General features: G+C 60.0%; 25 protein-coding genes. 13 read left to right on the top strand and 12 right to left on the bottom strand.

From position 1 onward, the window contains the following. Positions 1–49: 49 nt before the first annotated feature. The 7 genes from HMPREF2604_RS12435 to HMPREF2604_RS12405 form a co-directional block, all read right to left on the bottom strand. Positions 50–1,537: an NAD-dependent succinate-semialdehyde dehydrogenase gene (locus HMPREF2604_RS12435; RefSeq protein ID WP_070521819.1), complete on the bottom strand. Its 1,488-nt coding sequence runs from the start codon at positions 1,535–1,537 to the stop codon at positions 50–52. Between the two features lie 9 nt (positions 1,538–1,546). After that, positions 1,547–2,332 carry an HpcH/HpaI aldolase family protein gene (locus HMPREF2604_RS12430; protein ID WP_070563609.1) on the bottom strand — a complete coding sequence of 262 codons (786 nt, stop codon included), beginning with the start codon at positions 2,330–2,332 and terminating at the stop codon, positions 1,547–1,549. Next, the gene (gene hpaH, locus HMPREF2604_RS12425; protein WP_070563612.1) at positions 2,317–3,102 is read right to left on the bottom strand and encodes a 2-oxo-hept-4-ene-1,7-dioate hydratase; all 786 of its coding nucleotides are present in this window, start codon (positions 3,100–3,102) and stop codon (positions 2,317–2,319) included. Before hpaH ends, HMPREF2604_RS12430 begins: the two co-directional genes overlap by 16 nt. A 160-nt stretch (positions 3,103–3,262) precedes the next feature. After that, positions 3,263–4,339 carry a 3,4-dihydroxyphenylacetate 2,3-dioxygenase gene (gene hpaD, locus HMPREF2604_RS12420; protein ID WP_070563615.1) on the bottom strand — a complete coding sequence of 359 codons (1,077 nt, stop codon included), beginning with the start codon at positions 4,337–4,339 and terminating at the stop codon, positions 3,263–3,265. A gap of 47 nt (positions 4,340–4,386) precedes the next feature. Next, the gene (gene hpaE, locus HMPREF2604_RS12415; protein WP_070563617.1) at positions 4,387–5,901 is read right to left on the bottom strand and encodes a 5-carboxymethyl-2-hydroxymuconate semialdehyde dehydrogenase; all 1,515 of its coding nucleotides are present in this window, start codon (positions 5,899–5,901) and stop codon (positions 4,387–4,389) included. 16 nt (positions 5,902–5,917) lie between these two features. Further along, a complete protein-coding gene (locus HMPREF2604_RS12410; RefSeq protein WP_070565662.1) occupies positions 5,918–6,580 on the bottom strand; it encodes a GntR family transcriptional regulator in 663 nt (220 codons plus the stop codon). Then, positions 6,577–8,052, bottom strand: a complete 1,476-nt coding sequence (locus tag HMPREF2604_RS12405) for a fumarylacetoacetate hydrolase family protein (protein ID WP_070533647.1) — start codon at positions 8,050–8,052, stop codon at positions 6,577–6,579. The genes HMPREF2604_RS12410 and HMPREF2604_RS12405 overlap by 4 nt, the downstream gene beginning before the upstream one ends. A 124-nt stretch (positions 8,053–8,176) precedes the next feature. Between HMPREF2604_RS12405 and HMPREF2604_RS12400 the strand changes: the two genes are divergently transcribed. The 8 genes from HMPREF2604_RS12400 to trpA all read left to right on the top strand — a co-directional run bounded on the left by HMPREF2604_RS12400 (position 8,177) and on the right by trpA (position 18,625). After that, complete coding sequence (locus HMPREF2604_RS12400; RefSeq protein ID WP_070565660.1) at positions 8,177–9,541, top strand: MFS transporter; 1,365 nt, start codon at positions 8,177–8,179, stop codon at positions 9,539–9,541. A gap of 222 nt (positions 9,542–9,763) precedes the next feature. After that, the gene (locus tag HMPREF2604_RS12395) at positions 9,764–11,614 is read left to right on the top strand and encodes an FAD-binding monooxygenase (protein WP_070565658.1); all 1,851 of its coding nucleotides are present in this window, start codon (positions 9,764–9,766) and stop codon (positions 11,612–11,614) included. Between the two features lie 396 nt (positions 11,615–12,010). Further along, a complete protein-coding gene (locus HMPREF2604_RS12390; protein ID WP_070565656.1) occupies positions 12,011–13,510 on the top strand; it encodes an anthranilate synthase component 1 in 1,500 nt (499 codons plus the stop codon). Then, a complete protein-coding gene (locus tag HMPREF2604_RS12385) occupies positions 13,507–14,151 on the top strand; it encodes an anthranilate synthase component II (protein ID WP_070565654.1) in 645 nt (214 codons plus the stop codon). The genes HMPREF2604_RS12390 and HMPREF2604_RS12385 overlap by 4 nt, the downstream gene beginning before the upstream one ends. Beyond that, positions 14,151–15,188: an anthranilate phosphoribosyltransferase gene (gene trpD, locus HMPREF2604_RS12380; protein ID WP_070565652.1), complete on the top strand. Its 1,038-nt coding sequence runs from the start codon at positions 14,151–14,153 to the stop codon at positions 15,186–15,188. Before HMPREF2604_RS12385 ends, trpD begins: the two co-directional genes overlap by 1 nt. Beyond that, complete coding sequence (gene trpCF, locus HMPREF2604_RS12375; protein ID WP_070565650.1) at positions 15,166–16,548, top strand: bifunctional indole-3-glycerol-phosphate synthase TrpC/phosphoribosylanthranilate isomerase TrpF; 1,383 nt, start codon at positions 15,166–15,168, stop codon at positions 16,546–16,548. The genes trpD and trpCF overlap by 23 nt, the downstream gene beginning before the upstream one ends. Positions 16,549–16,580: 32 nt before the next feature. Next, positions 16,581–17,795 (top strand): tryptophan synthase subunit beta, encoded by a 1,215-nt coding sequence (gene trpB / locus HMPREF2604_RS12370; RefSeq protein WP_070565648.1) that lies wholly within the window; start codon positions 16,581–16,583, stop codon positions 17,793–17,795. Then, a complete protein-coding gene (gene trpA / locus HMPREF2604_RS12365; RefSeq protein ID WP_070563645.1) occupies positions 17,795–18,625 on the top strand; it encodes a tryptophan synthase subunit alpha in 831 nt (276 codons plus the stop codon). Before trpB ends, trpA begins: the two co-directional genes overlap by 1 nt. 225 nt (positions 18,626–18,850) lie before the next feature. Here trpA and HMPREF2604_RS12360 read toward each other — a convergent pair whose 3' ends face one another. After that, positions 18,851–19,966 carry an HNH endonuclease signature motif containing protein gene (locus HMPREF2604_RS12360; protein WP_246818430.1) on the bottom strand — a complete coding sequence of 372 codons (1,116 nt, stop codon included), beginning with the start codon at positions 19,964–19,966 and terminating at the stop codon, positions 18,851–18,853. A 450-nt stretch (positions 19,967–20,416) separates the two neighbouring features. After that, on the bottom strand, positions 20,417–21,652 hold the full coding sequence (locus tag HMPREF2604_RS12355) for a dicarboxylate/amino acid:cation symporter (protein WP_070565646.1): 1,236 nt from the start codon (positions 21,650–21,652) through the stop codon (positions 20,417–20,419). Between the two features lie 157 nt (positions 21,653–21,809). Here HMPREF2604_RS12355 and HMPREF2604_RS12350 point away from each other — a divergent pair, with 157 nt between their 5' ends. From HMPREF2604_RS12350 to HMPREF2604_RS12330, 5 genes are all read left to right on the top strand, one after another. Beyond that, positions 21,810–22,274, top strand: a complete 465-nt coding sequence (locus tag HMPREF2604_RS12350) for an SdpI family protein (RefSeq protein ID WP_070563651.1) — start codon at positions 21,810–21,812, stop codon at positions 22,272–22,274. A gap of 222 nt (positions 22,275–22,496) precedes the next feature. After that, on the top strand, positions 22,497–22,721 hold the full coding sequence (locus HMPREF2604_RS12345; RefSeq protein WP_070533626.1) for a hypothetical protein: 225 nt from the start codon (positions 22,497–22,499) through the stop codon (positions 22,719–22,721). A gap of 52 nt (positions 22,722–22,773) precedes the next feature. Continuing rightward, a complete protein-coding gene (locus HMPREF2604_RS12340) occupies positions 22,774–23,145 on the top strand; it encodes a Rieske (2Fe-2S) protein (RefSeq protein ID WP_070521874.1) in 372 nt (123 codons plus the stop codon). A 76-nt stretch (positions 23,146–23,221) separates the two neighbouring features. Next, positions 23,222–24,181: a bile acid:sodium symporter family protein gene (locus HMPREF2604_RS12335; RefSeq protein WP_070565642.1), complete on the top strand. Its 960-nt coding sequence runs from the start codon at positions 23,222–23,224 to the stop codon at positions 24,179–24,181. A gap of 6 nt (positions 24,182–24,187) precedes the next feature. Beyond that, positions 24,188–24,496 carry a hypothetical protein gene (locus HMPREF2604_RS12330; RefSeq protein WP_070565640.1) on the top strand — a complete coding sequence of 103 codons (309 nt, stop codon included), beginning with the start codon at positions 24,188–24,190 and terminating at the stop codon, positions 24,494–24,496. On the opposite strand, the gene HMPREF2604_RS12325 is transcribed toward HMPREF2604_RS12330, so the two are convergent. The 3 genes from HMPREF2604_RS12325 to HMPREF2604_RS12315 are packed head-to-tail and all read right to left on the bottom strand — an operon-like array spanning position 24,493 to position 26,161. Then, entirely contained in the window at positions 24,493–24,825 is a 333-nt protein-coding gene (locus HMPREF2604_RS12325; RefSeq protein ID WP_070565638.1) for a branched-chain amino acid transporter permease, read from the bottom strand. The genes HMPREF2604_RS12330 and HMPREF2604_RS12325 overlap by 4 nt on opposite strands. Then, complete coding sequence (locus tag HMPREF2604_RS12320) at positions 24,825–25,526, bottom strand: AzlC family ABC transporter permease (protein ID WP_070565636.1); 702 nt, start codon at positions 25,524–25,526, stop codon at positions 24,825–24,827. The genes HMPREF2604_RS12325 and HMPREF2604_RS12320 overlap by 1 nt, the downstream gene beginning before the upstream one ends. Positions 25,527–25,561: 35 nt before the next feature. Beyond that, a complete protein-coding gene (locus HMPREF2604_RS12315; RefSeq protein ID WP_070521889.1) occupies positions 25,562–26,161 on the bottom strand; it encodes a YqgE/AlgH family protein in 600 nt (199 codons plus the stop codon). Between the last annotated feature and the right edge of the window lie 2 nt (positions 26,162–26,163).

Raw genomic sequence — 26,163 nt, 5'->3', positions numbered from 1 at the left:
GCCGCCCCGTAGGGCGGCCTTCATCAGTATCGCGAAGCTATTGCACTAGTTATGCATTCGCATAAGGGTTAGGCATGGCAATGTACTGCAGCGACGTGTACTCTTCGATGCCCTCGGCACCGCCCTCGCGGCCCATGCCGGACTGCTTGACGCCACCGAACGGGGCGGCGGCGTTGGAGATGACGCCAGCGTTGAAGCCCATGAGGCCGAACTCGAGGCCGTCGCCAACGCGCCACATACGGTTGGAATCCTCGGTGAACACGTAGGAGGCCAGGCCGTACTCCGTGTCATTCGCAAGCGCGATGGCTTCCTTCTCATCGGAGAAGGTCAGAATCGGAGCGATCGGTCCGAAGATCTCCTCCTGGGCAACGCGGGCATCACGGGAGACGTTCGTGAGAACAGTAGGGGAGTAGAAGTAGCCCTTGCCCTCGCCCGGCTTGCCACCGATGAGGACCTTGGCACCCTTGGCCACGGCGTCGTCGACAAGCGCGGTGATGTTATCCAGTGCCTTCTTCTCCACAAGCGGACCGCAGGTAACGCCCTCATCAAGGCCATTGCCCACCTTGAGCTCACCGATGCGCTTGGCGAACTTCTCCGCAAACTCATCAGCGACGGACTCGTGAACGATGAAACGGTTAGCCGCGGTGCAGGCCTCACCGATGTTGCGCATCTTGGCGCCCATTGCACCCTCAACGGCCTGGTCGATGTCAGCGTCCTCAAAGACGATGAACGGAGCGTTGCCGCCCAGCTCCATCGAGGTGCGCAGGACGTTGTCAGCGGCTGCCTTGAGCAGGGTCTTGCCCACCGGGGTAGAGCCGGTGAAGGAAATCTTGCGCAGGCGGGAATCCGCCATGATCGGCTCAGAAATGGCAGAGGCCGACTTACCGGAGACCACGTTCACCACGCCTGCCGGAACGCCGGCATCAATCATGGTCTGTGCGAAGTACTGGGTGGTCAGCGGCGTCAGCTTGGCCGGCTTCACCACCATGGTGCAACCAGCGGCGATGGCCGGGGCAATCTTGCGAGTAGCCATAGCCAGCGGGAAGTTCCACGGGGTAATAAGCAGGCACGGACCCACGGGCTTGCGGCGGGTAATCATGCGCAGGGTGCCCTCCGGCGCCGGCAAGGTGCGGCCGTAGTTGCGTACGGCTTCCTCACTAAACCAGCGCAGGTACTCAGCGCCGTAGGTGACCTCACCATAGGACTCCGCCAGCGGCTTGCCCATCTCAAGGGTCATCAGCGCAGCGAACTCATCCTTGCGCTCCTGCACCAGGTCAAAGGCGCGGCGCAGCAGGTCGGAACGTTCACGCGTAGACGTGCGTGCCCACTCATCCTGCACGGCGCAGGCGGCATCCATAGCCTTCTTCGCGTCCTCAGAAGTAGCGGACGCAAGGGTGGCAATAACCTCACCGGTTGCCGGGTTTTCTACATCGAAGGTGGAGCCATCGGAGGCGTCCACCCACTCACCGTTAATCAGCAAGCCGGTCGGAACCTTGGCCAGCAGCTCGTCAATATTGACCTTGTTGTTTTCACTCATGGTTCTTTTTTACCCTCCCAAATGGAATTTGTCTGCCAGTTGGCGCGCCGCACCTGAAAGAAGCTGAACATCAGCCCCAACCAGGGCAAATGATGCTCCAGATTCTAAATATTTCTGGGCCTGCTCAAGGTTGAAAGCGTTGACGCCTACCTTCTTTCCGGAAGCGCGGACTGCTTCAAATGTGTGATTGACCGCCTCGAGTACATCCGGATGGGTCTGCTGGCCCAGAAGCCCCATCGAGGCCGCTAGGTCCGAGGGCCCGACGAAGATGTTGTCCACGCCTTCGACGGCCACGATGTCTTCCACGTTCTCCACTGCGGTCGCAGACTCGATCTGCACCGTGAGGCTCACCGTGTCCGAAGCGTTGGTGAGGTAGTCCTCCACGCCGTTCCACCGCGAGGAGCGGGCCAGAGCCGAGCCGACTCCGCGTACACCGCGGGGCGGGTAGTGCATAGCCGCGACTGCCGCCTCAGCTTCCTCGGCCGTATCAATCATGGGCACCATGAGGTTTTGTGCGCCCAGGTCCAGGTACTGCTTGATCAGCGCCGTGTTGTTCACCGGCACGCGAACCACGCGCGTCAGGCCATAGGCATCGGTGGCGCGCAGCAAGGAGAGGATGGTTTCGAGGCCATAGGGCGAGTGCTCGCCGTCGATCAGCGTCCAGCTAAAGCCAGCTGAGGCGATGATCTCTGCCGCGGCCTCCGAGCCAGAACAAATCCATGCGCCAACGAGTGGCTGCTCGGCCTTCTCGAGGACGTCCGCGAAGGTGGGCGGCAACTTTACTGGAATCGGCATGTGATGGACCCCAACTTTCCGTAGTCTGCGTGGACGGTATCGCCCGGTTCGACCCACATGGGCTTGGTGAAGGAACCGGCCAGGATGATGTCGCCGGCGGCCAGGCTATCGCCGTGCGCGTGGAGCTTATTGGCAAGCCATGCCACACCCATGGCCGGGTGGTTCAGCACAGCCGCGGCCACGCCCGTATCTTCGATGGACTCGTTGCGATAGAGCAGCGCGGACACCCAGCGCAGGTCGACGTCCGCGGGATCCACCGGGTTGCCGCCGTAGATCATGGCGCCGAGGGCTGCGTTATCCGAAATCGTGTCGACGATCGTGCGGCCCTCCATCTCGATGCGGGAGGAGAGGATCTCCAGCGCCGGGATGACGTACTCCGTCGCGCGCAGCACGTCGAAAATGCTGCAATTCGGCCCCTTCAGCTCTTCCTTGAGCACGAAGGCCAGTTCGACCTCGATGCGAACATTGGAGAACTGTGCGTGCTCGATGGTGGAGCCGTTCTCGTAGACTTGGTCCTCAAAAATCGCGCCGTAATCGGGTTCGGTGATTCCCGTGGCCTCCTGCATGACCTTTGAGGTCAGGCCAATTTTGCGGCCCACGAGGCGGCGCCCACTTTCCTCACCGCGGCGTACCCATTCGCGTTGCACCGCATAGGAATCCTCGATGCTCATCTCCGGGAAACGGGCAGTCAGCAGCGGGACCATCGTGCGGTCCTTTTCGGCTTGCGCCAGTTCATCTGCGATAGCGATGTGCTGTTTCTCATCCAGCATGTACTTCGCTCCTTAAGGTGTTGTAGAACGTGTTTGTTCTGTTTAACAGGTTTGTTGAACCTGAAGGTTTCACGTGAAACGACAACGCGGCCCCGCGATATGTGCGCTTGCTTCTCGACGCCACGGGGCCACGTTCATCAACCTGAGTACTTAGGTCGTTTTAGAGCTGGTGTCCCAGCTTGTACTCGCCTTGCTTCCACTCCGGCATCTCCTCCGCATCTTCCTTGCGGGTGTAGGAGAAGCCATCCGCGCCAATGGTGGCCTCCAGCTCGGACTCATCCTCACGGGCAACCAGCGGCACCGGGTTTCCATCTAGGTCGAGGACCGTGGAGCCATCGCGGTACCAAGAAGGAACAACCGGGGTTCCCCACCAGTCGCGGCGCTGGTTATCGTGAACATCCCAGGTCACGACCGGGTTATCCGGGTCGCCGGTGTAGTAGTCCTGGGTGTAGATCTCTACGCGGTGGCCGTCCGGGTCGCGCAGGTACAGGTAGTACGCGTTGGAGACACCGTGGCGACCCGGGCCGCGCTCAATGCGGTCGGACTCGCGCAGCGCACCCAACTTGTCACAAATCGCGATGATGTTGTGCTTCTCATGGGTAGCAAATGCGATGTGGTGCATACGCGGGCCATCGCCACCGGTCATGGCGGTGTCATGCACCGTCGGCTTACGGCGCATCCATGCAGCGTAGACAGTTCCCTCCTCATCGCGGATGTCCTCGGTGGTGCGGAAGCCAAGCTCCTCCATGTACTTCACAGCGGAAGGAACGTCCGGGGTGATCTGGTTGAAGTGGTCGAGACGAACCAGCGCGCCAGGGATGTGGGCGTCGTATGCCCAGGCAAGACGCTCGACGTGCTCTACCTCGTAGAAGAACTCGTACGGGAAGCCCAGCGGATCCTGGACGCGGACGGAATCGCCGATGCCCTTGACAAAGCCATCCTTGTTGCGGCGCACCTCGCAACCGCGCGCCTTGTAGAACTCCTCCGCAAGGTCCAGGTCTTCCGGGGAACGGACGCGGAAGGAGAAGGCAGCGACGGCAGCGACGGGGCCCTGACGCAGCACGAGGTTGTGGTGGATGAACTCCTCGAAAGTGCGGAGGTAGATTTCGTTCTCGTTCTCCTCGGTCACGACGAGACCGAGGGTGTCAACGTAGAACTTACGGGAGGCAGCGAGATCGGTAACGATGATCTCCATGTAGGCACAACGCAGAATGTCGGGGGCCTGAATGTCAGCCATGATGGCTCCTTAGTTAGTTAGTGGTGGGGGAGTAGAGAGTGGACGGCTTAGTCCTGCTTGCCAAAGACCGGGTTGTGTACCTTGTCCAGGTTGATGTGAACAGCCTGCTGGTCGGTGTAGAAGTCGATCGAGCGGTAGCCGCCCTCGTGGCCCAGGCCGGAGGCCTTGACGCCGCCGAACGGGGTGCGCAGGTCACGGACGTTATTGGAGTTGAGCCACACCATGCCGGCCTCAACGTTCTGAGCGAAGTTGTGGGCGCGCTTCAGATCCGAGGTCCACACATAGGCGGCAAGGCCGTACTTCGTGTTGTTGGCCAGCTCGAGGGCTTCTTCATCGGTATCAAACGGGGTGATGGCCACGACGGGGCCGAAGATCTCTTCCTGGAAGATGCGGGCGTCCGGCTTGACGTCAACGAAGACGGTCGGCTGAACAAAGTTGCCTTCCTCGAAGCCCTCCGGGCGCTCGCCGCCGGCGGCCAGGGTGGCCTCCTGCTTGCCGATCTCGATGTAGGAGGTGACCTTCTCGTAGTGCTCCGGGTGGACCAGAGCGCCGACCTCGGTGGTGGGGTCGGAAGGCAGGCCCACCTTCACGCGCTTAGCCTGTGCGGTGTAGCGCTCCACGAACTCGTCGTAGATATCGCGCTGAACCAGGATGCGGGAACCGGCGGTGCAACGCTCACCGTTAAGGGAGAAGACGCCGAAGATGCAGGCATCGATCGCGGTCTCCAGGTCGGCATCGCTGAAGACGATGGCGGGGGACTTGCCGCCCAGCTCCATCGACAGACCCTTGAGGTGAGGGGCTGCGTTGCCGAAGATGATCTGGCCGGTGCGGGACTCGCCGGTGAAGGAAATCAGCGGGACGTCCGGGTGTTTGACCAGCGGGTCACCTGCATAGCCTTCCTCACCAAAGCCGTTGACCAGGTTAAAGACGCCCTTCGGCAGACCGGCCTCCTCAAAGATTCCTGCCCACAGCTGTGCGGAAAGCGGAGTGAACTCGGCTGGCTTCAGGACGACGGAGTTGCCGGTGGCGATAGCCGGTGCGAGCTTCCAGGACTCCAGCATGAACGGGGTGTTCCACGGGGTAATCAGGCCCGCCACGCCAATCGGCTTGCGGTTGACATAGTTGATCTGGCGGCCCGGCACCTTGTAGGCGTCGTCAGCCTGCGCCACGATCAGGTCTGCGAAGAAGCGGAAGTTCTCAGCAGCGCGCTTAGCCTGGCCGTTGGCCTGGGTGATGGGCAGGCCGGAGTCGAAGGACTCCCACGCGGCAAGCTTGTCTGCGCGGGTTTCGACAATGTCCGCAATCTTGTTCAAGACGCGGGCGCGCTCGCGCGGCAAGGCCTTGGACCACGGGCCGTTCTCGAAAGCATCCTTAGCGGCGGCCACCGCCTTCTCAATGTCTTCCGGCTTGCCGGAAGCAGCCTTGATGTAGGGCTTGTTCGTGACCGGATCCAGGACCTCGAATTCATCACCATCTACCGACGAGACAAACTCGCCATTGATGTAGTGAAGAATCTTCTCGGGGAGATCGGTGGGCTTAGCTGCATCGTTGTTCGTAGCCATAGGTGGTTTACACTCCTTAGTCGTTTTTCTTGCGATAGGTGCTGAGGGTGGTCAGTCTGTGTTGCCTGGCCACCTTTTCTATGTAGGTGGGTTCCGCGCCAGCCTCGATGAGGCTGAGCAATTGCTCGTGTTCTCGTGTGGACTCTTGGGCTCTCTCGGGCACGTACCGAAAGGTGGAGACGCGGTGGTATTCCAATTGCTTCCATTGGTCCACCACCAAGTTCTTCAGCCTCTCGTTCGGGCACTTGGAGAAGAGAACGCTATGAAATTCTTTGTTGAGCTGGGTAAATACCTCTGGATCGTGGTGGATATCAAGCTCCCGCATGCGCTGATTAATCTCCCGCGCCTGGGCAATATCCTCTGGGCCAAGATGCGGAGCGGATTGCGCCGTGGCGTTGGCCTCCACGGTGGCAACGATGTCCATGGATTCGTAATAGGCCTCGCGGTTATACGTGGTAACGCTGGCACCGACGTTGCGCTCGTAGGTGACCATTCCTTCCGCCTCAAGCTGGCGAATGGCTTCGCGGACGGGGACCACGCTGATTCCCAAGTCATCCGCGATTGCTGCCAGCACGAGGCGGTAGCCGGGTTCATACTCGCGAGTACGAATCTTTTCACTTATCCAGTTATAGGCTTTCTGGGACTTGCTCTCCCCAGCTGGTGCCGCGGGTTCCGTCATTGACCACCCGCCTTTCCATCACGGAACGCGATGTAGGCTTCCTTGTTCGCTCCGGTCGGCGGGAAGAGGCCATCCAAGCTGGCTCCCGTCTCCACCTGGGAAGCAACCCATTCGTCCTCGTGCTCCTTGGCCAGAGCGGCCTCGGCGACTTCGGCTGCGATGTCGCGGGGAATCACCACGACGCCGTCATCGTCGCCGACGATGATGTCACCGGGAAGGACGGTGGCGTTACCGCAGGAGACGGCGATGTCGCTATCCCACGGAACGTGTTTGCGTCCGAGAACGCAGGGGTGCGCGCCCTGGGTGAAGACGGGAAGGCCAATCTCCTTGACGGCCTCGTAGTCACGCACGCCGCCATCGGTCACAACACCAGCAGCACCGCGCACCTTGGCGCGCAGCGCCAGAATGTCACCGAGCGTTCCGGAGCCGGATTCCTGACGGGCCTCAATGACGATGACCTCGCCCTCCCTGACCGTGTCGAAGACCTTCTTCTGCTCGTTGAGGCCACCGCCATGGGACTTGAACAGATCCTCACGGCCGGCCACGAAGCGCAAGGTGCGGGCGACGCCCACCATCTTGGTTCCCTTGGCTTGCGGGTACACGCCTTCGATCACGGATTGGTTGATGCCGCGCTTGCGCAGCTGAGCAGACAAACCGGCGGTGGGGGCCTTCTCCAGAGCAGACTTAAGCTCCGGGTCGAGGCCGCCCTCATCCTTGGGGGGAAGGCCAGCAGACTCGCGGTCACCGTAGGCATCCTCGCGCTGCTTATCGTCAATGTAGGGCAGATTGCCCAGCTGCGGATCGAAGGAGGCGGGGACTTCCTTCACGGTGGTCTTCAGCTTGCCGGAGCTCACGCCTCCTGGAACGTCGACCTCAACCTCTACGACGTCACCAGGCTCGATGACGGAAGATCCTGCAGGGGTGCCGGTGAGGATGATGTCACCGGCCTCCAGTGTCATGTGCTGGGAAAGGTCGGCAACAAACTGGGCGAGAGGGAAGATGAGGTCTTCGTCGGAGGACGTTCCCTCTTGGACAACCTCTCCGTTGACCCACGTGCGAAGGCGAAGGCCCTTGGGGTCGATCCCCTGGGCGTCGATAAGCTCCGGCCCAATGGGGGTGTACCCATCGCGCGACTTGGAACGGGTATTGGAGCCCTTGTCCTGAACCTTGTAGTCGTACAGGCCAATGTCGTTCGAGGCGGTCACGTAGGCAACGTGCTTCCACGCATCCTCGAGGGATACGTTGCGGGCCGGAGTGCCGATGATAAGTGCGATTTCGCCTTCGAAGGCCAACAGTTCGGTTCCTTCGGGGCGCTCGACTACCCCGTCCGACTCAGCCAGCGTGCTCGTCGCCTTGAGGAAGTAACTCGGGGTCTTGGGCCAGCGACCGCGCTGTGCCGCGCGGGACTCAAAGGCCACATGGACAGCGATCATTTTGCCCGGTTTAACCGGCAAGAACTCAGGTACAGCCATGAAGAATCCTTAATTGTGAACAAATCCTTGCCCAGATCGTATATTATCCCTAGCACCACCGCAAGTGGTTCAACTCACACGTTTTTCCGTATATGGCACACCCCATGCCGAAAGGAATCTCACTATGTCGCACGCAACTGTCACGCCGACAATATCGACGGCTGAACGCCGCCGCGTCGTCGCCGCGACGACCATCGGTACCGCCATCGAGTGGTACGACTACTTCCTCTATGCAGCAGTGGCCGGACTCGTGTTCAACCACCTCATGTTCGGCCCGCTCGAAGGTGGCCTGGCCACCATCATCTCCTTCCTGACCGTTGGCTTGTCCTTCCTGTTCCGCCCAGTCGGCGCCTTCCTGGCCGGGCACTTCGCCGACCGCTTCGGACGCCGCGTGGTCCTCATGGTCACGCTCATCGCCATGGGCGGCGCAACCACCCTGATTGGCGTTCTGCCAACCTATGAAACCGCTGGAATCTGGGCGCCGATTCTCCTCATCACCCTGCGCATCATCCAGGGCATCTCTGCTGGTGGCGAATGGGGCTCCGCGGTGCTCATGGCGGTGGAACACGCCCCGACTGACAGGCGCGGCCTCTACGGCGCAGGCCCCCAGATCGGCGTACCCGCCGGCCTGCTGCTCTCCTCTGGCGTGCTATCCATCATGAACACCATCGCGCCTGGCGACGCCTTCATGGACTGGGGCTGGCGCGTTCCCTTCCTCCTCTCCTTCGTCCTCGTCTTGGTGGGCTACCTCATCCGCATGGGCGTCGACGAATCCCCGGTGTTCGCGGAGATTGCGGAACGCGAAGAGGAAGAAGCCACCAACCCCATTGGCACGCTGTTTAAGAAGTTCACCCCGCTCGTCCTGGTCGCCGCGCTCGTCTTCGCAGGTAACGGCACCGTCGGGTACATGACTACGGGCGGCTACATCCAGCGCTACGCCACCGACCCCGAGGGCCCCGTCGCACTCGACCGCGGTGATGTCCTCAACGCCGTGACCGTGTCTGCCTTCTCTTGGGCCTTGACCACCTTGTTCGCCGGTTTTGTCTCGGATTACATCGGCCGCCGAAATACCTACCTCCTGGGATTCATCTTGCAGGGCATCGGCGCTGCCGCCCTCTTCCCGCTGGTCAATACCGGAAGCCTAGGCCTCCTCTACGGCGCACTCCTCTTCCTCACCGTGGGTCTGGGCCTGACCTACGGCGCGCAATCCGCGATGTACGCAGAACTATTCCCCGCCTCGATTCGCGCCACGGGTGTGTCCATCACCTATGCCCTCGGCTCGGTCCTGGGCGGCGCCTTCGCCCCCATGATTGCCGCTTCGCTCGTCGAGGCAACAGGTACCACTTTTGCGGTGTCGGGCTACCTCGTATCTGCTTCGATCGTCGGCTTCATCTGCACCTTCATCCTGCGTGAGCGCAAGGGAATCGCGCTCGGCGCGGAACACGAGGCCGAGCAATCCCGAGGACACTTCATTTTCAGCCCGCGCTAGACGACGCCCCTCCACATGAGCCCTCACGATTTCACAAGGGCCATTGTGCGAGGCGGGCATATCATATATGATTCCCTTCTAAGACCCAGCTCACATCTCAGAGACGCCTTGAACTGAGTCACCACCCACAAGAGCAAAGATCACATGGCAGTAGGGGAGTGGCCGCTACCCCCACCACCCCTTCGTTCTCGTTCATTACAACCGCTGACTAAGGAGTCCACAGTGCAGTTCCACCACAATGGCTACGTTTCGGAAGACCCCCGCGTGCACGAGCCCGCCGGGTACGGCGTCGATCGCGCTTCTGAACTTCCAGATGAAATGGACGTTCTCATTGTGGGCTCCGGGCCCGCAGGCATGATCGCTGCGGCACAGCTCGCGATGTTTCCCAACGTCAATACGCGCATCATTGAGCGTCGCCCGCATCGCCTTGAGCTCGGACAAGCTGATGGCATCCAGTCCCGCTCTGTAGAGACCTTCCAGGCCTTTGGCTTTGCTAAGGAAATCATGGAAGAGGCCTATGAAATTACGGAGATGGCCTTCTGGAACCCGGATCCGAATGATCGCTCCAAGATTGTCCGCGGTGCCTGCCCTGTTGATGATGAACAAGGAATCTCCGAATTCCCACACCTCATTGTCAACCAGGCCCGTGTGTTGGATTACTTCGCCCGCTATGCACACCGCGCGCCCGGCCGCATCACCCCGGACTATGGCTGGAATTTTGTCTCCCTAGAGGTAGGGGAGGGCGAATACCCGGTGACGGTGCACCTCGAGGATGTCGACGGCAACCCGCGCGACGTTCGCGCTAAGTACGTCGTCGGTTGCGATGGCGCTAAGTCACGCGTCCGCAAGTCCATCGGCCGCTCGCTCAAGGGCGACCAGGCTAACCACGCGTGGGGTGTCATGGACGTTGTCGTTGACACCGATTTCCCGGACTGGCGCACCAAGTGCGCCATCCACTCCCAGGCCGGTTCTATCCTCCACATCCCGCGCGAGGGCGGCTACCTCTGCCGCGTGTACGTCGATCTCGGCGTGGTGCCAGAGGATGACAACCACAAGGTCCGCAACACGCCGATTGAGAAGATCATCGAGAAGGCGAACGAGATTTACGCCCCCTATTTCGTCGACGTCAAGATGGTGGCGTGGCATTCCGTCTACGAGGTGGGCCACCGCCTTGTCGACGCCTTCGACGATAACGACGACGACCCACGCGTCTTCCTCACCGGCGACGCCTGCCATACCCACTCGGCAAAGGCGGGACAGGGCATGAACGTCTCCATGCAGGATGGCTTCAACATTGGATGGAAGCTCGGCCACGTCCTCGACGGCCGCGCGCCGAAGGAGCTTCTCAGCACGTACCACGGTGAGCGCCAGCCGGCCGCCCAGAACCTCATCAACTTCGACCGCGAGTGGTCGACCCTCATGGCCACCCCGACAGAGGAGCTCGATGATCCGGAGGCAGTGGAGAAGTACTACGTTGCCGCGGAGGAGTTCGCCGCCGGCATGATGACGCAGTACGAGGAAAACCTGATCGTCGGCACTACCCAGCACCAAGATCTGGCTTCCGGCTTCCCGGTGGGCAAGCGCTTCAAGTCCTTTGAGGTCCTGCGCCGCTGCGACGCCTACCCTCAGCACCTGGGCCACCAGCACACCGCAGATGGCCGCTACCGCATCTACGCCTTCGCCGATGCCCCCAAGGCCGGCGAGGACTCCACGCTGAGCCAGTGGGCCGAGAAGGTCGGGCCCATCCTGGCCAAGTTCACCCCCGAAGGGGCTGACGAGAATACCTACTTCGATGTGAAGGCCATCTACCAGCAGACGAACCACCACGACTACGAGATTCTCGACGCCCCTCTTCTCTTCCGCCCCCGCAACGGCAAGTTCAATGTTCCGAATTGGGAGAACGTCTTCAACGCACTCCCCGGGGACAAGGACATCTTTGAAGGCCGCGGCATTTCCCGTTACGGAGCCGTCGTCATCGTTCGCCCGGACCAGTACGTCGGTGCCGTCCTCCCACTCGATGTTCCATCAGCGGTCGAGGACTACTTCTCCTCCGCGCTCATCAAGCTCAAGTAGCCCCTCATTCACGTTCAACTCTCGCTGCACTCCTTAGGGCCCGGCATCGTGCCGGGCCCTTTTTGCCGCCTTGCCGAAACCACCCTCATGGACACAGGGGGTCGGGACCGCCAAGTACAGCACCTAGGTTTCACGTGAAACACTCACGCATCGGTCCCTTCAGCTCGTCCATCCGCTTACCACGGGGGTACCCGCCGGTGCATTATCTGTACGGCGGAAGGTATCGGTGTTAGAGTCAGTGATATGAAGAACACAGTTAACCTTTGGTGGTGGCGCGCGTAACCCGCGGGCCTCGTTGTTCTCCCATATTTAAGGCCCGCAGCTGCGGGCTTTTCGGCGTTTTGCTCTCTTGCGAAGCTCGCGGCAGCACACAAAACCGTTGAAGAAAGACAGAATATGCCGTACACAGCCACACGCGAGGTCAGGTACACACCCGACGCCAGCGCACTCTTTTATGCCCTCGCCACCCCACAGAACTCCCTGCTCTTAGAGTCCGCGGACATCGAGTCCAAGAAAAACCTCACGTGCATCGCCATCACAAAGGCTGCACTCAAGGTGGTGTGCCGGGGCCAAGAGGTCACCGCCACCGCGTTGACAACGTCGGGCGGCCTTCTTATCGACGAACTCCGCGCGGACTTCCAATCACGGATCATCCACAGCTCAGAAGGCAGCGTCACCTTCCGCTTCGATCTCCCCACCGAGCACGATGAGCGCGCCCGCCTCCGCGCCACCTCCACCGCTGATATTCTGCGCACGCTGCAGTTTAGCCAGCTCTACTCCGGCGAGTCACTCCCATTCCTTGGAGGCGGATTCGCCTTCGACTACGTCGCGACGTTCGAGGAACTGCCACCGGTACCGGACGGCCCAAACGCGTATCCGGATTATGAGTTTCTCGTCGCCGAGCATGTCCTCACGGTGGACCACCTCACCAAGAGAGCAAAGATTGAGGGGTGGGGCGTCGACAAGCGCGCGCTCGAAGCGGAGCTCGACCGTACCGCTGCCACCGAGCCCATCACCCCAGAAGCCCCCGCACCGTGCGAAACCATCAGCGCACGCGCCAGCATCGATGACGCTGCCTTCCGCCGCCACGTCGAGCGCCTCCAAGGCAACGTGCATGCAGGCGATATTTATCAGGTGGTCCCTTCCCGCGCCTTCAGCCTCGACTGCCCCGATGCCTTCGCCGCCTACCGCACGCTGCGGAAGACCAACCCCTCGCCGTACATGTTCTACCTGCGCGGGGAGGAACACGAGCTCTTCGGTGCGTCCCCTGAGTCGAATCTGAAGTACACGGCCTCCGACCGGCAGGTGCAGCTCTATCCCGTGGCCGGCACCCGCCCGCGCGGTGCGACCCACGAGCTGGATATCCGCAATGAACTGGAGATGCGCACCGACTCCAAAGAGGTCTCGGAGCACATCATGCTCGTGGACCTGGCCCGCAACGACCTCGCCCGCGTCGCCGTCCCCGGCACCCGAAAGGTCGCCGACCTGCTCCAGGTGGACCGCTACTCTCGCGTCATGCACCTGGTTTCCAGGGTCGTCGCCACGCTGCACGAGGATTTCGACGCCCTCGACGCCTACCGAGCCTGCATGAATATGGGCACGCTCACCGGCGCTCCGAAGCTGCGCGCCATGGAGCTCATCCGCGAAACCGAAGGTACTCGCCGCGGCTCCTTCGGCGGAGCAATCGGCTACCTGCGCGGTGATGGCTCGATGGATAACTGCATCGTCATCCGTTCCGCCTACGTCAAGGATGGCACGGCCGTCGTCCAGGCCGGCGCGGGCGTCGTGCGCGATTCCGTCCCCCAATCCGAGGCCGATGAAACGGTACATAAAGCCTACGCGGTGCTCAGCGCCATCGCCCAGGCACACAACGCATCTCTGGAGGTCATCCGATGAATCCGCACGTCGTCCTCATCGATAACCACGATTCCTTCGTCTACAACCTCGTCGACGCCCTCGCCGGCTATAACACCACCGTCTTCCGCAACATCGTGCCCGTGGAGGAGGTCCTCGCCGCCCAGCCCGATATCATCCTCCTCTCGCCCGGCCCGGGTCATCCCCGCGACGCCGGATCGATGATGCAGCTTATCGACGCCACCCTCGGCCGCATCCCCATCCTCGGTATCTGCTTGGGCTTCCAGGCGCTCCTTGATCACTTCGGCGGCACCGTCGAGCCCTGCGGCCCAGTCCACGGCTCATCCGTACCCATAACGCTGACCGACGCCGGCGCCAGCCACCCTCTCTTTCAGGGTCTCACCACCGACTCCGAGCCCGATAACCCGAACTATGTTGGCCGCCTCATCCCCGTTGCGCGTTACCACTCCTTAGGCTGCGCGAACGTTCCCGCCCAGATTCGCAGCCTCGCCGAGACCGAGACCGCCATTGGCCCCGTCACCATGGCGGCGGAAACACTCGACGGCATGGCTCTCGGCCTCCAGTTCCACCCAGAATCACTCCTCACGCCGACGGGACCGATCATGATCGAGCGGTGTATTAATCAACTTTCTGTTCACCCCACCATTGAAGGATCCAAGTAATGACTGATAATAAGGCATTGACGACATTGCAAGCCTTCCTCGACATCCAAGAGCCGACCCTGGAGCAAGCCATCGAGGTCTTCACCCCACTGACGGTAGGGGAGTATGACGATATCCATATCGCCGCCCTCCTGACCCACATCCGCACCCGCGGAGAGACCTTCGCTGATGTCGCCGGCGCGGCACGCGCTTTCATCAAGGCCGGCCGGCCATTCCCTGTCACCGGCAAGGGGCTCATGGACACCGCGGGAACCGGCGGCGATGGCGCTAACACCATCAACGTCACCACCGGCGCTTCCCTCGTCGCCTCCGCGGGCGGAGTCAAGATGGTCAAGCACGGCAACCGCTCTGTCTCCTCCAAGTCTGGCTCAGCCGACGTCCTGGAGGCCCTCGGCATCCCGCTTGATCTCGACCCAGACCGCGCAGTCCGCCAGCTCGAGGCATCCAATTTCACCTTCCTCTTTGCGCCGGCCTACAACCCGGCCGTCGCCCACGTGCAACCGGTGCGCAAGGGCCTCGGCGTCTCCACTCTCTTCAACACCATGGGCCCGCTCCTGAGCCCCGGCCGCCCGGAGTTCCAAATCATGGGCATAGCCAACCCCGAGCAAGGCCAGCTCATCGCTGAGGTCTTCAAGGAGCTCGGCCGCACCCGCGCGCTCGTGGTCCACGGTGCTGGCACCGATGAGATTGCCGTTCACGGTACCACCCAGGTCTGGGAGCTTCGCGACGGCACCATTAGCCACTACGAGCTCACCCCCGAAGACCTCGGCATTTCCCGCCATGACTTGTCCGACCTTGCCGGCGGCAACGGGGAAGAAAACGCGAAGGCCCTCCGGGCGGTCTTCGCCGGTGCGGGCAAGCCGGCCCATCACGACGCGATCGTCGCCACCGCCGGCGCCATGTTCTATCTCAACGGCACAACTGACACCATCCAAGACGGCGTCGCGCACGCCAACCAACTCATCCAGGACGGCACCGTGGCCGCATGGCTGAAGAAGCACGAGGAGGCGAACTATGGCTCTGCCGACCGTGCTTGAGGGGATCGTCGCCAAGCGCCGCACGCATCTACCAGCCATCCGTGAACGCCTCGCCCACGTGGACCTCACGACTCTCCCGCGCTCTGAGCGTTCCTTCTACGACGCGCTCAACGGGACCAACCGTTTCATCATGGAATGCAAGTCCGCGTCCCCGTCGCTCGGCCTCATCCGTGAGCATTATGAACCGGGAGCCATCGCCCGCGTGTATTCGCGCTATGCCTCGGCCATCTCTGTGCTCTGCGAACCGGACCGTTTCGGTGGTGACTATGACCATTTGCAGACCGTGGCGCTGTCCACGCACCTGCCGGTCTTGTGCAAGGACTTCATTATCGATCCAATCCAGGTGTATGCCGCGCGTTACTTTGGCGCCGACGCCATTTTGCTCATGATGTCCATCGTCGATGATGAGACTTATGCGGAGCTCAAACATTTGGCAGATTCCCTTGGGCTCGACGTTCTCACTGAGGCGATCACTGAGGACGAGGTCGACCGCGCCACCGCCTTTGGTGTGGACGTCATTGGCATTAACAACCGCAACCTCCACGACCTCAGCATCGATCTCACCCGGTCCGAGCGCCTGTCTCGCTTTGTGCCCTCCGGCAAAGTTGTGGTTTCGGAATCCGGAATCCGCAACAACCAGACTGTGCGCCGCCTTGAGTCTCATGCCAACGCATTCCTTGTCGGCTCCCAACTCACGGGTACGCCTGATATCGATCGTGCTGCACGCGAGCTTGTCTATGGTCACAATAAGGTCTGCGGACTCACGACGTGGTCTGCAGCTCAGGCCGCCCGCGCCGCCGGCACTGTCTACGGCGGGCTCATCTTCGAAGAGGCATCGCCCCGCAATGTTTCACGTGAAACCGCGCTCGATATCATCGCCCACGAACCTGATCTCAGCTACGTCGCGGTCTCTCGCCGCACCACTGGCTGGGAGGATCTCGCTTTCGACGGCATTGCCACCCTCCAGATCCATACCCCTTACCAGGGGAGCACGGAGGCCGAGCTCCAACTCATTGAGTCCGTCCGCGCGGTAGCGGGGGAGCGGCAGGTATGGCGAGCCATCGATATGACGGCGCCACACGGCCCGGTGCTCGCCTCTGCGCTTGCCGACTCCTCCGACATGCTCATCCTCGATTCTGGTGCCGGCGGTACGGGTAACTCCTTCGATTGGTCAACAATTCCCGACAACGTCAAAGATAAGGCACTTCTCGCGGGTGGCCTTAAACCCGACAACCTTCGCGATGCGCTTCGCGTCGGCACAGCCGGACTGGACATCAACTCCGGCGTCGAAATTAACGGCAGAAAGGACACCGCGCTCATCGCTACGGCCTTCAACACCATTCGTCACTTTACGTATTAACCCTTAACCCAAACCTACCCAAAAGGAACACCATGACTAACCCACAAGACGCGAGGGAAACCCTCCTTCCCGCGTATTTCGGCGAGTTCGGCGGACAGTTTGTCCCCGAGTCTCTCATTCCCGCACTCGACCAACTCGAGAAGGCCTTCGTCGAAGCGCAAAACGATCCCGCCTTCCGCAAAGAACTGTCCGGCTATCTTCGTGACTACCTTGGCCGTCCCACCCCTCTCACCGAGGCAACTAAGCTCGGTGGAAAGGCACGTATTTTCCTCAAGAGGGAGGACCTCGTCCACGGCGGCGCCCACAAGACCAACCAGGTGATTGGCCAAGCGCTCTTGGCCAAGCGCATGGGAAAGACCCGCATTATCGCTGAGACCGGCGCGGGCCAGCACGGGACCGCGACTGCGCTTGCCTGCGCGCTGCTCGATCTTGAGTGCGTCATCTACATGGGCGCTAAAGACGTCGAGAGGCAACAGCCCAATGTCTACCGCATGGAGCTCATGGGCGCGAAGGTCATTCCGGTGGACTCCGGATCTGGCACCCTCAAAGATGCCGTTAATGAGGCGCTGCGCGATTGGACCGCAACGTTCCACGAATCCCACTACCTGCTCGGCACCGCTGCCGGCCCCCATCCTTTCCCCACGATTGTCCGCGAGTTCCACAGGGTGATTTCCGAGGAAGCCAAGGCCCAAATGCTTGAGCGCACGGGCGGGCTTCCCGACGTGGTCGTCGCCTGCGTCGGCGGCGGCTCCAATGCCATCGGCATGTTCGCGGATTTCATCGACGAGGAGTCGGTCGAGCTCGTCGGCGCCGAGCCTGGGGGAGAGGGCCTCGATTCCGGACACCACGGTGCCACGATCAACAATGGCACCATTGGCATCCTCCACGGCGCCCGCTCCTACCTCATGCGCAATGCCGACGGTCAAGTAGAGGAGTCCTATTCCATCTCCGCCGGCCTCGATTACCCCGGCGTCGGTCCACAGCATGCTCACCTGGCGCAGACGGGCCGCGCCACCTATGTCGGCATCACCGACGCGGAGGCACTTGAAGCGTTCCAAATCCTCAGCCGCCGCGAAGGCATCATTCCCGCCCTTGAATCCTCACACGCCCTGGCCTATGCGCTTAAGCGCAAAGATGAGGACATCACCATTCTCGTTTCCCTTTCCGGGCGCGGCGACAAAGACATCGACCACGTCCGCCGCACCCTCGACGCGCACCCCGAATTCAAGATCACGGAGGACAAGTAATGAGCCGATACGAGAAACTCTTCTCCAACCTTGCCGCCCGCAATGAAGGGGCCTTCGTTCCCTTCATCATGTTGAGCGATCCCGACCCAGACACTGCCCTCGACATCGTTCGCGCGGCCGTCGCCGGCGGGGCCGATGCGCTCGAACTCGGCGTCCCCTTTTCGGACCCTGTTGCCGACGGTCCCACCATTCAGGCCTCACACATCCGCGCGCTCGAAGGAGGGGCAACGGTTGATTCCGCCATCGCCCAAATCCGCCAGATTCGAGCCGAATTCCCAGACCTTCCGATTGGCATGCTCATCTATGGCAATGTTCCCTTCACTCGTGGGTTGGAGACCTTCTACTCCGAGTTTCAAGAAGCGGGTGCTGATAGCATCTTGCTTCCCGACGTCCCCGTCCGCGAAGGCGCACCTTTCGTCGCCGCCGCCGACAAGGCCGGCATTGACCCGATCTTCATCGCCCCGGCACAAGCCTCGGAGCAGACCCTCCAGGGCGTGGCTCAATACTCGAGGGGCTACATTTACGCAATCTCTCGCGACGGCGTCACCGGCACCGAGAAGGAATCGGAAACCCGCGGGCTCGTTGATGTAGTGAACAACGTGAAACGCTTTGGTGGGGCACCGATTCTCCTTGGCTTTGGGATCTCAACCCCTCAGCATGTCGCCGATGCCATCTCCGCTGGCGCAGCTGGGGCCATCACCGGATCTGCTTTAACGAAGATTGTCGACGCTCACCTCGACGAGAACAACAAGCCCACCGACGGACTCGCCTCTGCAGTCACCGACTTCGTATCCAAGATGAAGGCTGCTACCAAGCGTGCCGTTGGCTAAGCGCTTTCCCGAACAATCCTGACCCACCTCGGCCTCTTCCATCACGTCGTGCGCCACCACGCGTCACGATGGAAGGGGTCGTTTCACGTGAAACAGCGCGTGTTCCATATGCACAAGCCCATCGGCTACCGTCGTTGTAGCCAGCAATCAATAATAATGCCGCCTTCTGTGCCTTCCAAAGCCTCCTTAATTCCCTAATCCCCAACAGCGATAGTCTCTTGGCCCTCAGAAGGGGATATCATCGGATGCGTTCGAGTAGCGATCCGCCGGGTCCGTCCTGTCGAAGACTTCGACCAACTCTCCGCCATCAAGCTCAACCTTCAAGGCTTTGGCCTCTTCGTGCATCTTCCGCCGGTGAGCAATGAAGTCTTCCGCGACGGTTCGTGCCCACACCTTAGATGCCGGGGCCAGAGGACCGGTTGCTTCAGTCACCGCCCAGGTGCCGTCCTCGAACAACCAGACAACATCACCAGTAACTGGGTCCAGGATATAGAAAGCCCGTCCGTCAGTTTTCATGTTGTGGTGGTGCTGACAAAGGGCAACCAGGTTAGATGGGTGCGTAGGGCCACCGTCGGCGTAGTTAATCCTGTGGTCCAATTGACATGTCCACGCCGGTCGATTACAGCCAGGCGCCCGGCAGGTCCCGTCGCGCCCCTCGACATACTTTCGCGTGACATCTGAGGGCTGGTAGCCTTCGCACGGTTCTGGTGCTGCACTAAAGTCTCTCGTCACAGTTCTCGACGCCGGCACTCCTTCACCGGTCCAGCCGTGTCCCTGAACATAGACCGGCGCTCCCTCCACGTCAGTGGCTTTGAATTCATGCACAACAACTTTTCCAGCCTCCGGCTGAATCTTGCCCGTAATGAGGAGAACTAAGGCATCCGCCATTGAGACGTCATGTTCTTTTGCGGCCAGCTTGATTGTCTCGTGGATTACGACGCCGACGTTACTATCGACCTCTAACTCGATCGAGGCACGTTCTCCCCGGGTGAGGAGTGAATACCGGTTCTTCCGCTTATCCCGGAACGCGATTGAATCATCCAAGACCTTAGCAATGTCGCGTACCTTGCGCCGAATCTTTTCTGCGCTGGGAAAGACCTGGTTGGGTTTAGTCGGTGTTAGCCACGCCGCCAATTGACTATCGATCTCTGAGATAACTGAAGCAATAGGGTTGCCCAGCTTTGCCAGTACTTGATCAATAGCAACCAAGGCTTGCATATCGAGTACGTATTCAGAGTCTTGCATCGCCTTCACCTTCGGCAATTCACTGAGACGAATAAGCCCCATGACATTCCGCGCCACATGTGCCGGAGACTTTCCCGTCTTTTGACCAAGGGTCATAAATGCAGTGTCTGAATCTGCGTCGAGCGGTGGCTGGACACGTGACCAAAACTCATACTCTATTCTTCGCATGAGTTGACCCGCCATACATTCTGGATCATGCGGGTTTGAGTGAGAAAAATACGCAGTAGGTACCGAGGTTGAAGAATTTGTTGTGATTCCCATGGGGAGCTGCATCCCTAAATTAGCCGGATAATTGCTTCCCCCACTCCCACCTTTAGAATACATGTTCTAAGCTCGTCCCACAAGAGTCATCTCGGTTTTCGTCGGAGTTTTTGGGAGCTCCTTGCACGACCGAGCGGCCCGCGACGTCGGCAACCAGGCATACAAAAATCCCCCTCCCGCGGCCAACTTTCCAGTTGATTGGTCTAGACGTATAGACCAGAAATGGAACGCAAGCTAGGGGAGGGGGAAGCTTTCAGGGTTTCACGTGAAACCTAAGCTTGAAACCTAAGCTCTGCTGAGCCCCTCGTCGGCAGCAGAGGCGTCGGCCTCGGCCTCCAACCCATCAATTTTATTGCGAGCGAAACGGTCAACAATCATGGCGATAGCGCCGTCGCCAGTAACGTTCGCGGCCGTACCCACGGAATCGATAGCGATGTAAGCGGCAATCATCAGTGCCACCATCGAATCATCAAAGCCCATATTGGATTGCAACAGACCAACGGCAACCATCACGGCACCGCCCGGAACACCGGGGGCCGCGATCATCATGATTCCAAGAAGCAGGATGAAGCCCAAGGCCTTACCCAAATCTGCTTCCATACCATCAGCCATGTACACAATCGCGAAGGCGTACAACGTCAGCTTGATCATCGAACCAGAAAGGTGGATGGTCGCACAGAGGGGGATAACGAAGCCAGCAACGGGCTTGGAAATGCCGTTCTTCAACGCGGCGTCCAACGTCACCGGAATCGTCGCCGCCGAAGAGGAAGTACCCAACGCGGTGAAGTAGGCCGGTGTCATGTTCTTCAATGCGCGGAATGGATTCTTACCCGCAATTGCGCCGGCGATGATGTATTGAAGCACGAGGTAAACCAGCGTCATGAGGACCGCAAGCAAAAGAACCTTGGCGAAGGCAACCAGCACCGTCCCGATGTTGCCATTCATGCCCAAGGAGAGGAACATGCCAAAGATATAGAACGGCAGGAGGGGAATCACAAAGCCCCAGATCACCTTGATGACGACGTTCTCAAATTCTTTAGTAATCGCGTAAAGATTGTCGGATTTCACAGTGGTCATCGCCACGCCAACGCAGAAGGACAACAGCAGCGCCGTCATAACTTCGAATGGAGCCGGCATCTCAACGGTGAAGTAGGGCTCGAGCGCTCCGGCATCGATGTCAGCAACATCAGTGTTGAGCGTCTGCCCACCAAGCAACGTGGGGTACAGGACCTGGGTCAAACCGTAGGCAACGAGGCCTGCCACGATAGTGGAACCATATGCAATCCCGGCAGTAATACCCAGCCACTTGCCGGCGCCGCGCCCGAGGCCCGCGATTGCCGGTGCCACGAGAGCAAGAATGAGAATGGGGATGAAGAAGCCAAGGAAGTTCGAGAACAGTCCGTTGTATGTTGCGAAGGCCCTGCCGAACCATTCCGGCGCAAATTGGCTAACTATGATGCCCAAGACTATCGCTACGAGGATCTTGAACAGCAGAGAGTTGAGAACACTCTTGAATGTCATGATTGAGTCTTTTCTATGGTTGATACCACTACGAGTTTCTCGCCCGGCGATAAACGCTTATTTATCTACCAAGCGACACGAAATGTATATTACAGCACGAAACGAATAAATTGAACCAGCTTTCTCGCTAGCTAGGAGGCGGGATAGACTTAGACGCATGCTCGTAGTCGGAATCATCTTCCTCGTCCTTGCCGCGGTCCTCATCATCGTCGGCGGCCTTGCCACACTCCGTAAACTCCCCGGCAACAGTGTTGTTGGATTGCGCCTCGCGGAGATCCGCAAAACCCGGGAGGCATGGGACAACGCCCACGCTCTTGCGGGCCCGTTCTGGTTCCTGGGAGGGATCGCTCTCGTTTTCGGTGGTGTTATCGCGCTTCGCGCTGAAGGTTGGATGTGGCTAATCCCCGCACTCACAGCCGTCGTAGCTGTCCTCGCGCTCTCCATCGGCTCCAACATGGGTGCCCGCGCGGCCTACCTGTGGGACCAAGCCCATAAAGACGACGATGGTTGCGGCGATTCCTGCAACTGTGGCGACGGCGGCTGCGGGGGAGAGGCGCCGGCTGTCGACGTCTCCGCGATCCGTGCCGCAGCACAACACGCCGATAAAACGGGCCGAGACTAGAGCGGCTTTTTCAGCACAGTGACGTATTCTGGGCAAACAGAAGTCCCCATATGATTTCATCACAAACTATATTTAGGTGGCCAGCTCAACACCGGGTAGACCCGATGATTGGTGTAGCCACCTTTCTTTGTCCTGTGCGAGCACTGAGAGCTAAACATCAATTACGTGGGAACACGGCAATGTGACGTGACAACAGGAGTCGGGCGGCGCACGATCGTGTTCATGACCAAGAACACCAAAACTAAAGCGCTACGGCTCGTCGCTGCAACAGCGCTCAGCCTCAGCATCCTCGGCGCGGGGGCCACATATGCACTCGCCGGAGAACGTCGCGGAGCACACAACGAAGCTGGGACGATCTATAGCGATGTCGGCACATCATACGGTGCCTACGATTTCAGCGGCAGCAGGGAAGAGGAGCTTCCCGTGTGGGACGGCAAACTTAGCTAACAGCACATTGTCCTCTCCCTACACTGCCGCTGAATCAGATAGAGTAATCCACATGACTACGTGTTCACGCCGCCTTTTCCTGCTCGGTACTGCGACTACCTTTGCTGGGGCCTACCTCGCCGCCTGTGGCAAGGAGCCTTCCGCGGAAGTCGCAGCGACGGAAATCCCCGTTGGCTCCGCCATCATTGTAGACAAGGTGATCTTCGCTCAACCCACCGAGGGAGAGTTCAAAGCATATTCGCAGACCTGCCCGCACCAGGGTTCCCTCATCACGAAGATTGAAGGCTTGACCGCCACGTGCACGAGTCACTACTCAAGCTTTGACCTCAGCAGCGGCGAAGTCACCGGCGGCCCCAGCCCTAAACCGCTCACTGAGTACGGAGTGGAAAACAACGGGGGAACAGTCAAAAACGTCTCCGCCTAATGGATATCCCTGGCGACTCAGGGGGTTTGAAAAGATGTTTCACGTGAAACCGTGAGGGGCGTCTAGACTCTCTTCTATGATTGAGCGCCTAAAAAGACTCGACCCCCTCATCGTCCTCATCCTGTGCGCCGTCGCAATCGCTATTGTTTTTCCCGCGCGGGGAAGCTTTGCGGACAGCTTCGATGTCCTCACGAATATAGCGATCGCTCTTCTCTTCTTTCTCTACGGCGCCCGACTCTCAACGCGCGAAGCCATCAACGGGATCAAACACTGGAAGCTCCACCTGACCATTCTGGCGTTCACCTTTGTGGTCTACCCAGTCATCGGCCTCGCACTGCGCCCGCTCACCGCGTTCATCCCAAACGATCTTTACTTGGGAATTCTCTACCTCACGCTTGTACCGTCAACAGTGCAATCGTCGGTAGCCTTTACCTCAATCGCCCGCGGAAATGTTCCCGGAGCAATCGTCTCTGCGTCTGCGTCAAACCTCGCTGGAGTTCTGCTTACGCCATTGCTCGTCATGGCACTCATGGGGGCCGGCGAAGGGATTCACATCGATAGCTCTGTTTTCTTTGAGATTTCTGTTCTTCTGCTCCTACCTTTCGTGCTCGGCCAGCTCACCAGAAAATGGGTGGGCAAACTCGCGGCAAGCAAAGCCACGAAAGTGGTGGACCGAGGCTCCATCGCGATGGTCGTCTATGCGGCCTTTTCTAAGGGAATGGTGGACGGGATCTGGGCGTCGATTAGCGTATGGCAGATTCTGTTTCAGATTGTCTTCTCAACAGCATTCGTCTTCTTTATGCTCTGGCTCACCAAGGCGGTCAGCCAGAAGCTGGGGTTCAACAGAGAAGACACCATTGCTATTCAGTTCTGCGGGTCAAAGAAATCCCTGGCCACCGGATTACCCATGGCCTCGGTGATTTTTGCCTCCGGCGGCACCTCGTTGGGGCTGCTCATCCTTCCTCTCATGATTTACCACCAGGTCCAATTGATGATCTGCGCGTCTATGGCGGCACGCTACGCCCGGGTAGAGTGAGAGCACATGAAAAAGCTTTATGTTCGCACCACCATGACCATCCCGGAGGTCGGCACCGCCACACACATCGCGGAGCTTGAGGAAATCAACGCTGAGGCCTGCTCCATGCTGCGCATGATCGCCCTCGCTCCGAATGACTCCATCGTCGGCGCTGCGACACCGGAGACCTCAGTGGGCAATGCCGAGGTCCCACAGCGCGTGGTTCCACACCCCGACACCTACGACGCATTCCCCGACATCAATGCCGAGCTTATCGACGCCTTCCAGTTCCACTCCTTGTGGACAGAGGCCATCGCCCTCTACGGGGACCTTTAAAGCACCACGTTCATCAACAGCATGTACACGGCGGTGCCTCCGAAGATGGACAAGCCGGAGTTGCGGCGCCACAGGTGCAACAGGGCAGTAGCCGCGGCACCTACAAGGGGAGCCACAAAGCTTCCCGTGTCTTGGGTCTGACTAAACAAGGTGTAAACCACCAGGACCGTCATCACACCCACGGGCATAGTGAAGCCCAGCATGCTGATGAATTGGCCATCCTTTAGGGCCTTCACAAAGGCGAAGGGAAGCCAGCGCAAAACAACCGTCACCACCCCGACGGGGATAAGCACGGCGAGGATGCTGAGCAGGGTTACTCCAGCTGGCATTAGGACTCCCTGCGTAGAATCATCGCGCTGTCGACACGAGGGGAAAGGTAGCGCACCACCAAGAGCAGGAAGTAGGCGCTCAGCGCCACCATGAGTAGCTGCCCTGGAAACAGACAGCCCGCGAGGACACCCAGGACCGCAGCAGACAGCGGAAGCGAGTAATCCATGTTGTTCTGGAAGGAATCAATCGCTAGGACAATGAACAAGGCAACGAGGGCGAAATCCAGACCCTTCACCGAGGGCGGAATAGCCTGGCCTGCCAGCGCACCAATGATGCCCGAGACAACCCACAGCACCTGGCAGAAAAGCTGCACGGTGAAGACAAATGCACCACTCGGGCGCGAAACACGGGGGAAGGCAGAAAGGACGGCATAGGATTCGTCGGTCAGCGCGTACGTGGAATAGGCGCGGCCGAAACGATTCCGAATCTCATCGCGCGGAAAGGTTAACCCGTAGAAGATGTGGCGGAAGTTCACCATGAAACCCGTCACCGCGGCAACGGCGGGCGTCACGCCGCCGGTCACCATGGAAATGGCGAGGAACTCCATCGAACCAGCGTAAATAACGATGGAAAAGATGGGGGTCCACCACCAGTCGAAACCGGTCTGGACCATGAGCACGCCGAAGGCGAGGCCCAGCGGCACCACCCCCACGGCGATGGGCATGCAGGTCCGTATTGCCTTGATGATCTCCGCACGCATGGCAGAGATGTTAGCGCAGAGGGCGGAGAGGAACTCTAATTATCTTCATCGATATAACGCGGGAAAGTAGCAAACAACGGCAGGGGCATGGCTTGGCGGCGCATGACGTCTGACCACGTATCTGTCGATCCGGAGGAGACCACGTCCTGGGGCAGCGCAGGGGCCACGTACCACTCACCACGATCGATTTCCTCATCGAGTTCGCCCGGGCCCCACTCGAAATGACCGGCGAAAAAACGCATACCTTCAACCAGTTCGGTGACGGCATCGGGACCCACGCGCAGATCGACGAGTGCCACACGTGGGGCGAGGCGGCTCAACGAAGGCTGTTTCTCGATGTCGACGCCCTGTTTGGTCAGCGCCACGCCGATGGCCGCCTGCTGGTCGTGCGGGCCGCCGATGTAAAGGGCCTGCGGCTTAGCCACCACGGGCAGCCACTCCGGCATGACGTTGAAGACCGCGACCTCGGAGCGCTTAGTCAGATCCACGCCATACGTACGCCCGGCATGTTGCTCGGTGATGAGGATGACGGAGCGATTGTACTGGGGCGCGAGGACGTCGGGAGCCGCCACGAGGAGCTGGCCAGGGGCGGGATCATTGCGCTCGAGGGCGTTGAAAAGTCTGTCTGCGTACATCC

This window comes from Corynebacterium sp. HMSC055A01 (genome assembly GCF_001809405.1).
Taxonomy (GTDB): domain Bacteria; phylum Actinomycetota; class Actinomycetes; order Mycobacteriales; family Mycobacteriaceae; genus Corynebacterium; species Corynebacterium hesseae.
This window is presented reverse-complemented; position numbering and strand designations above follow the sequence as displayed.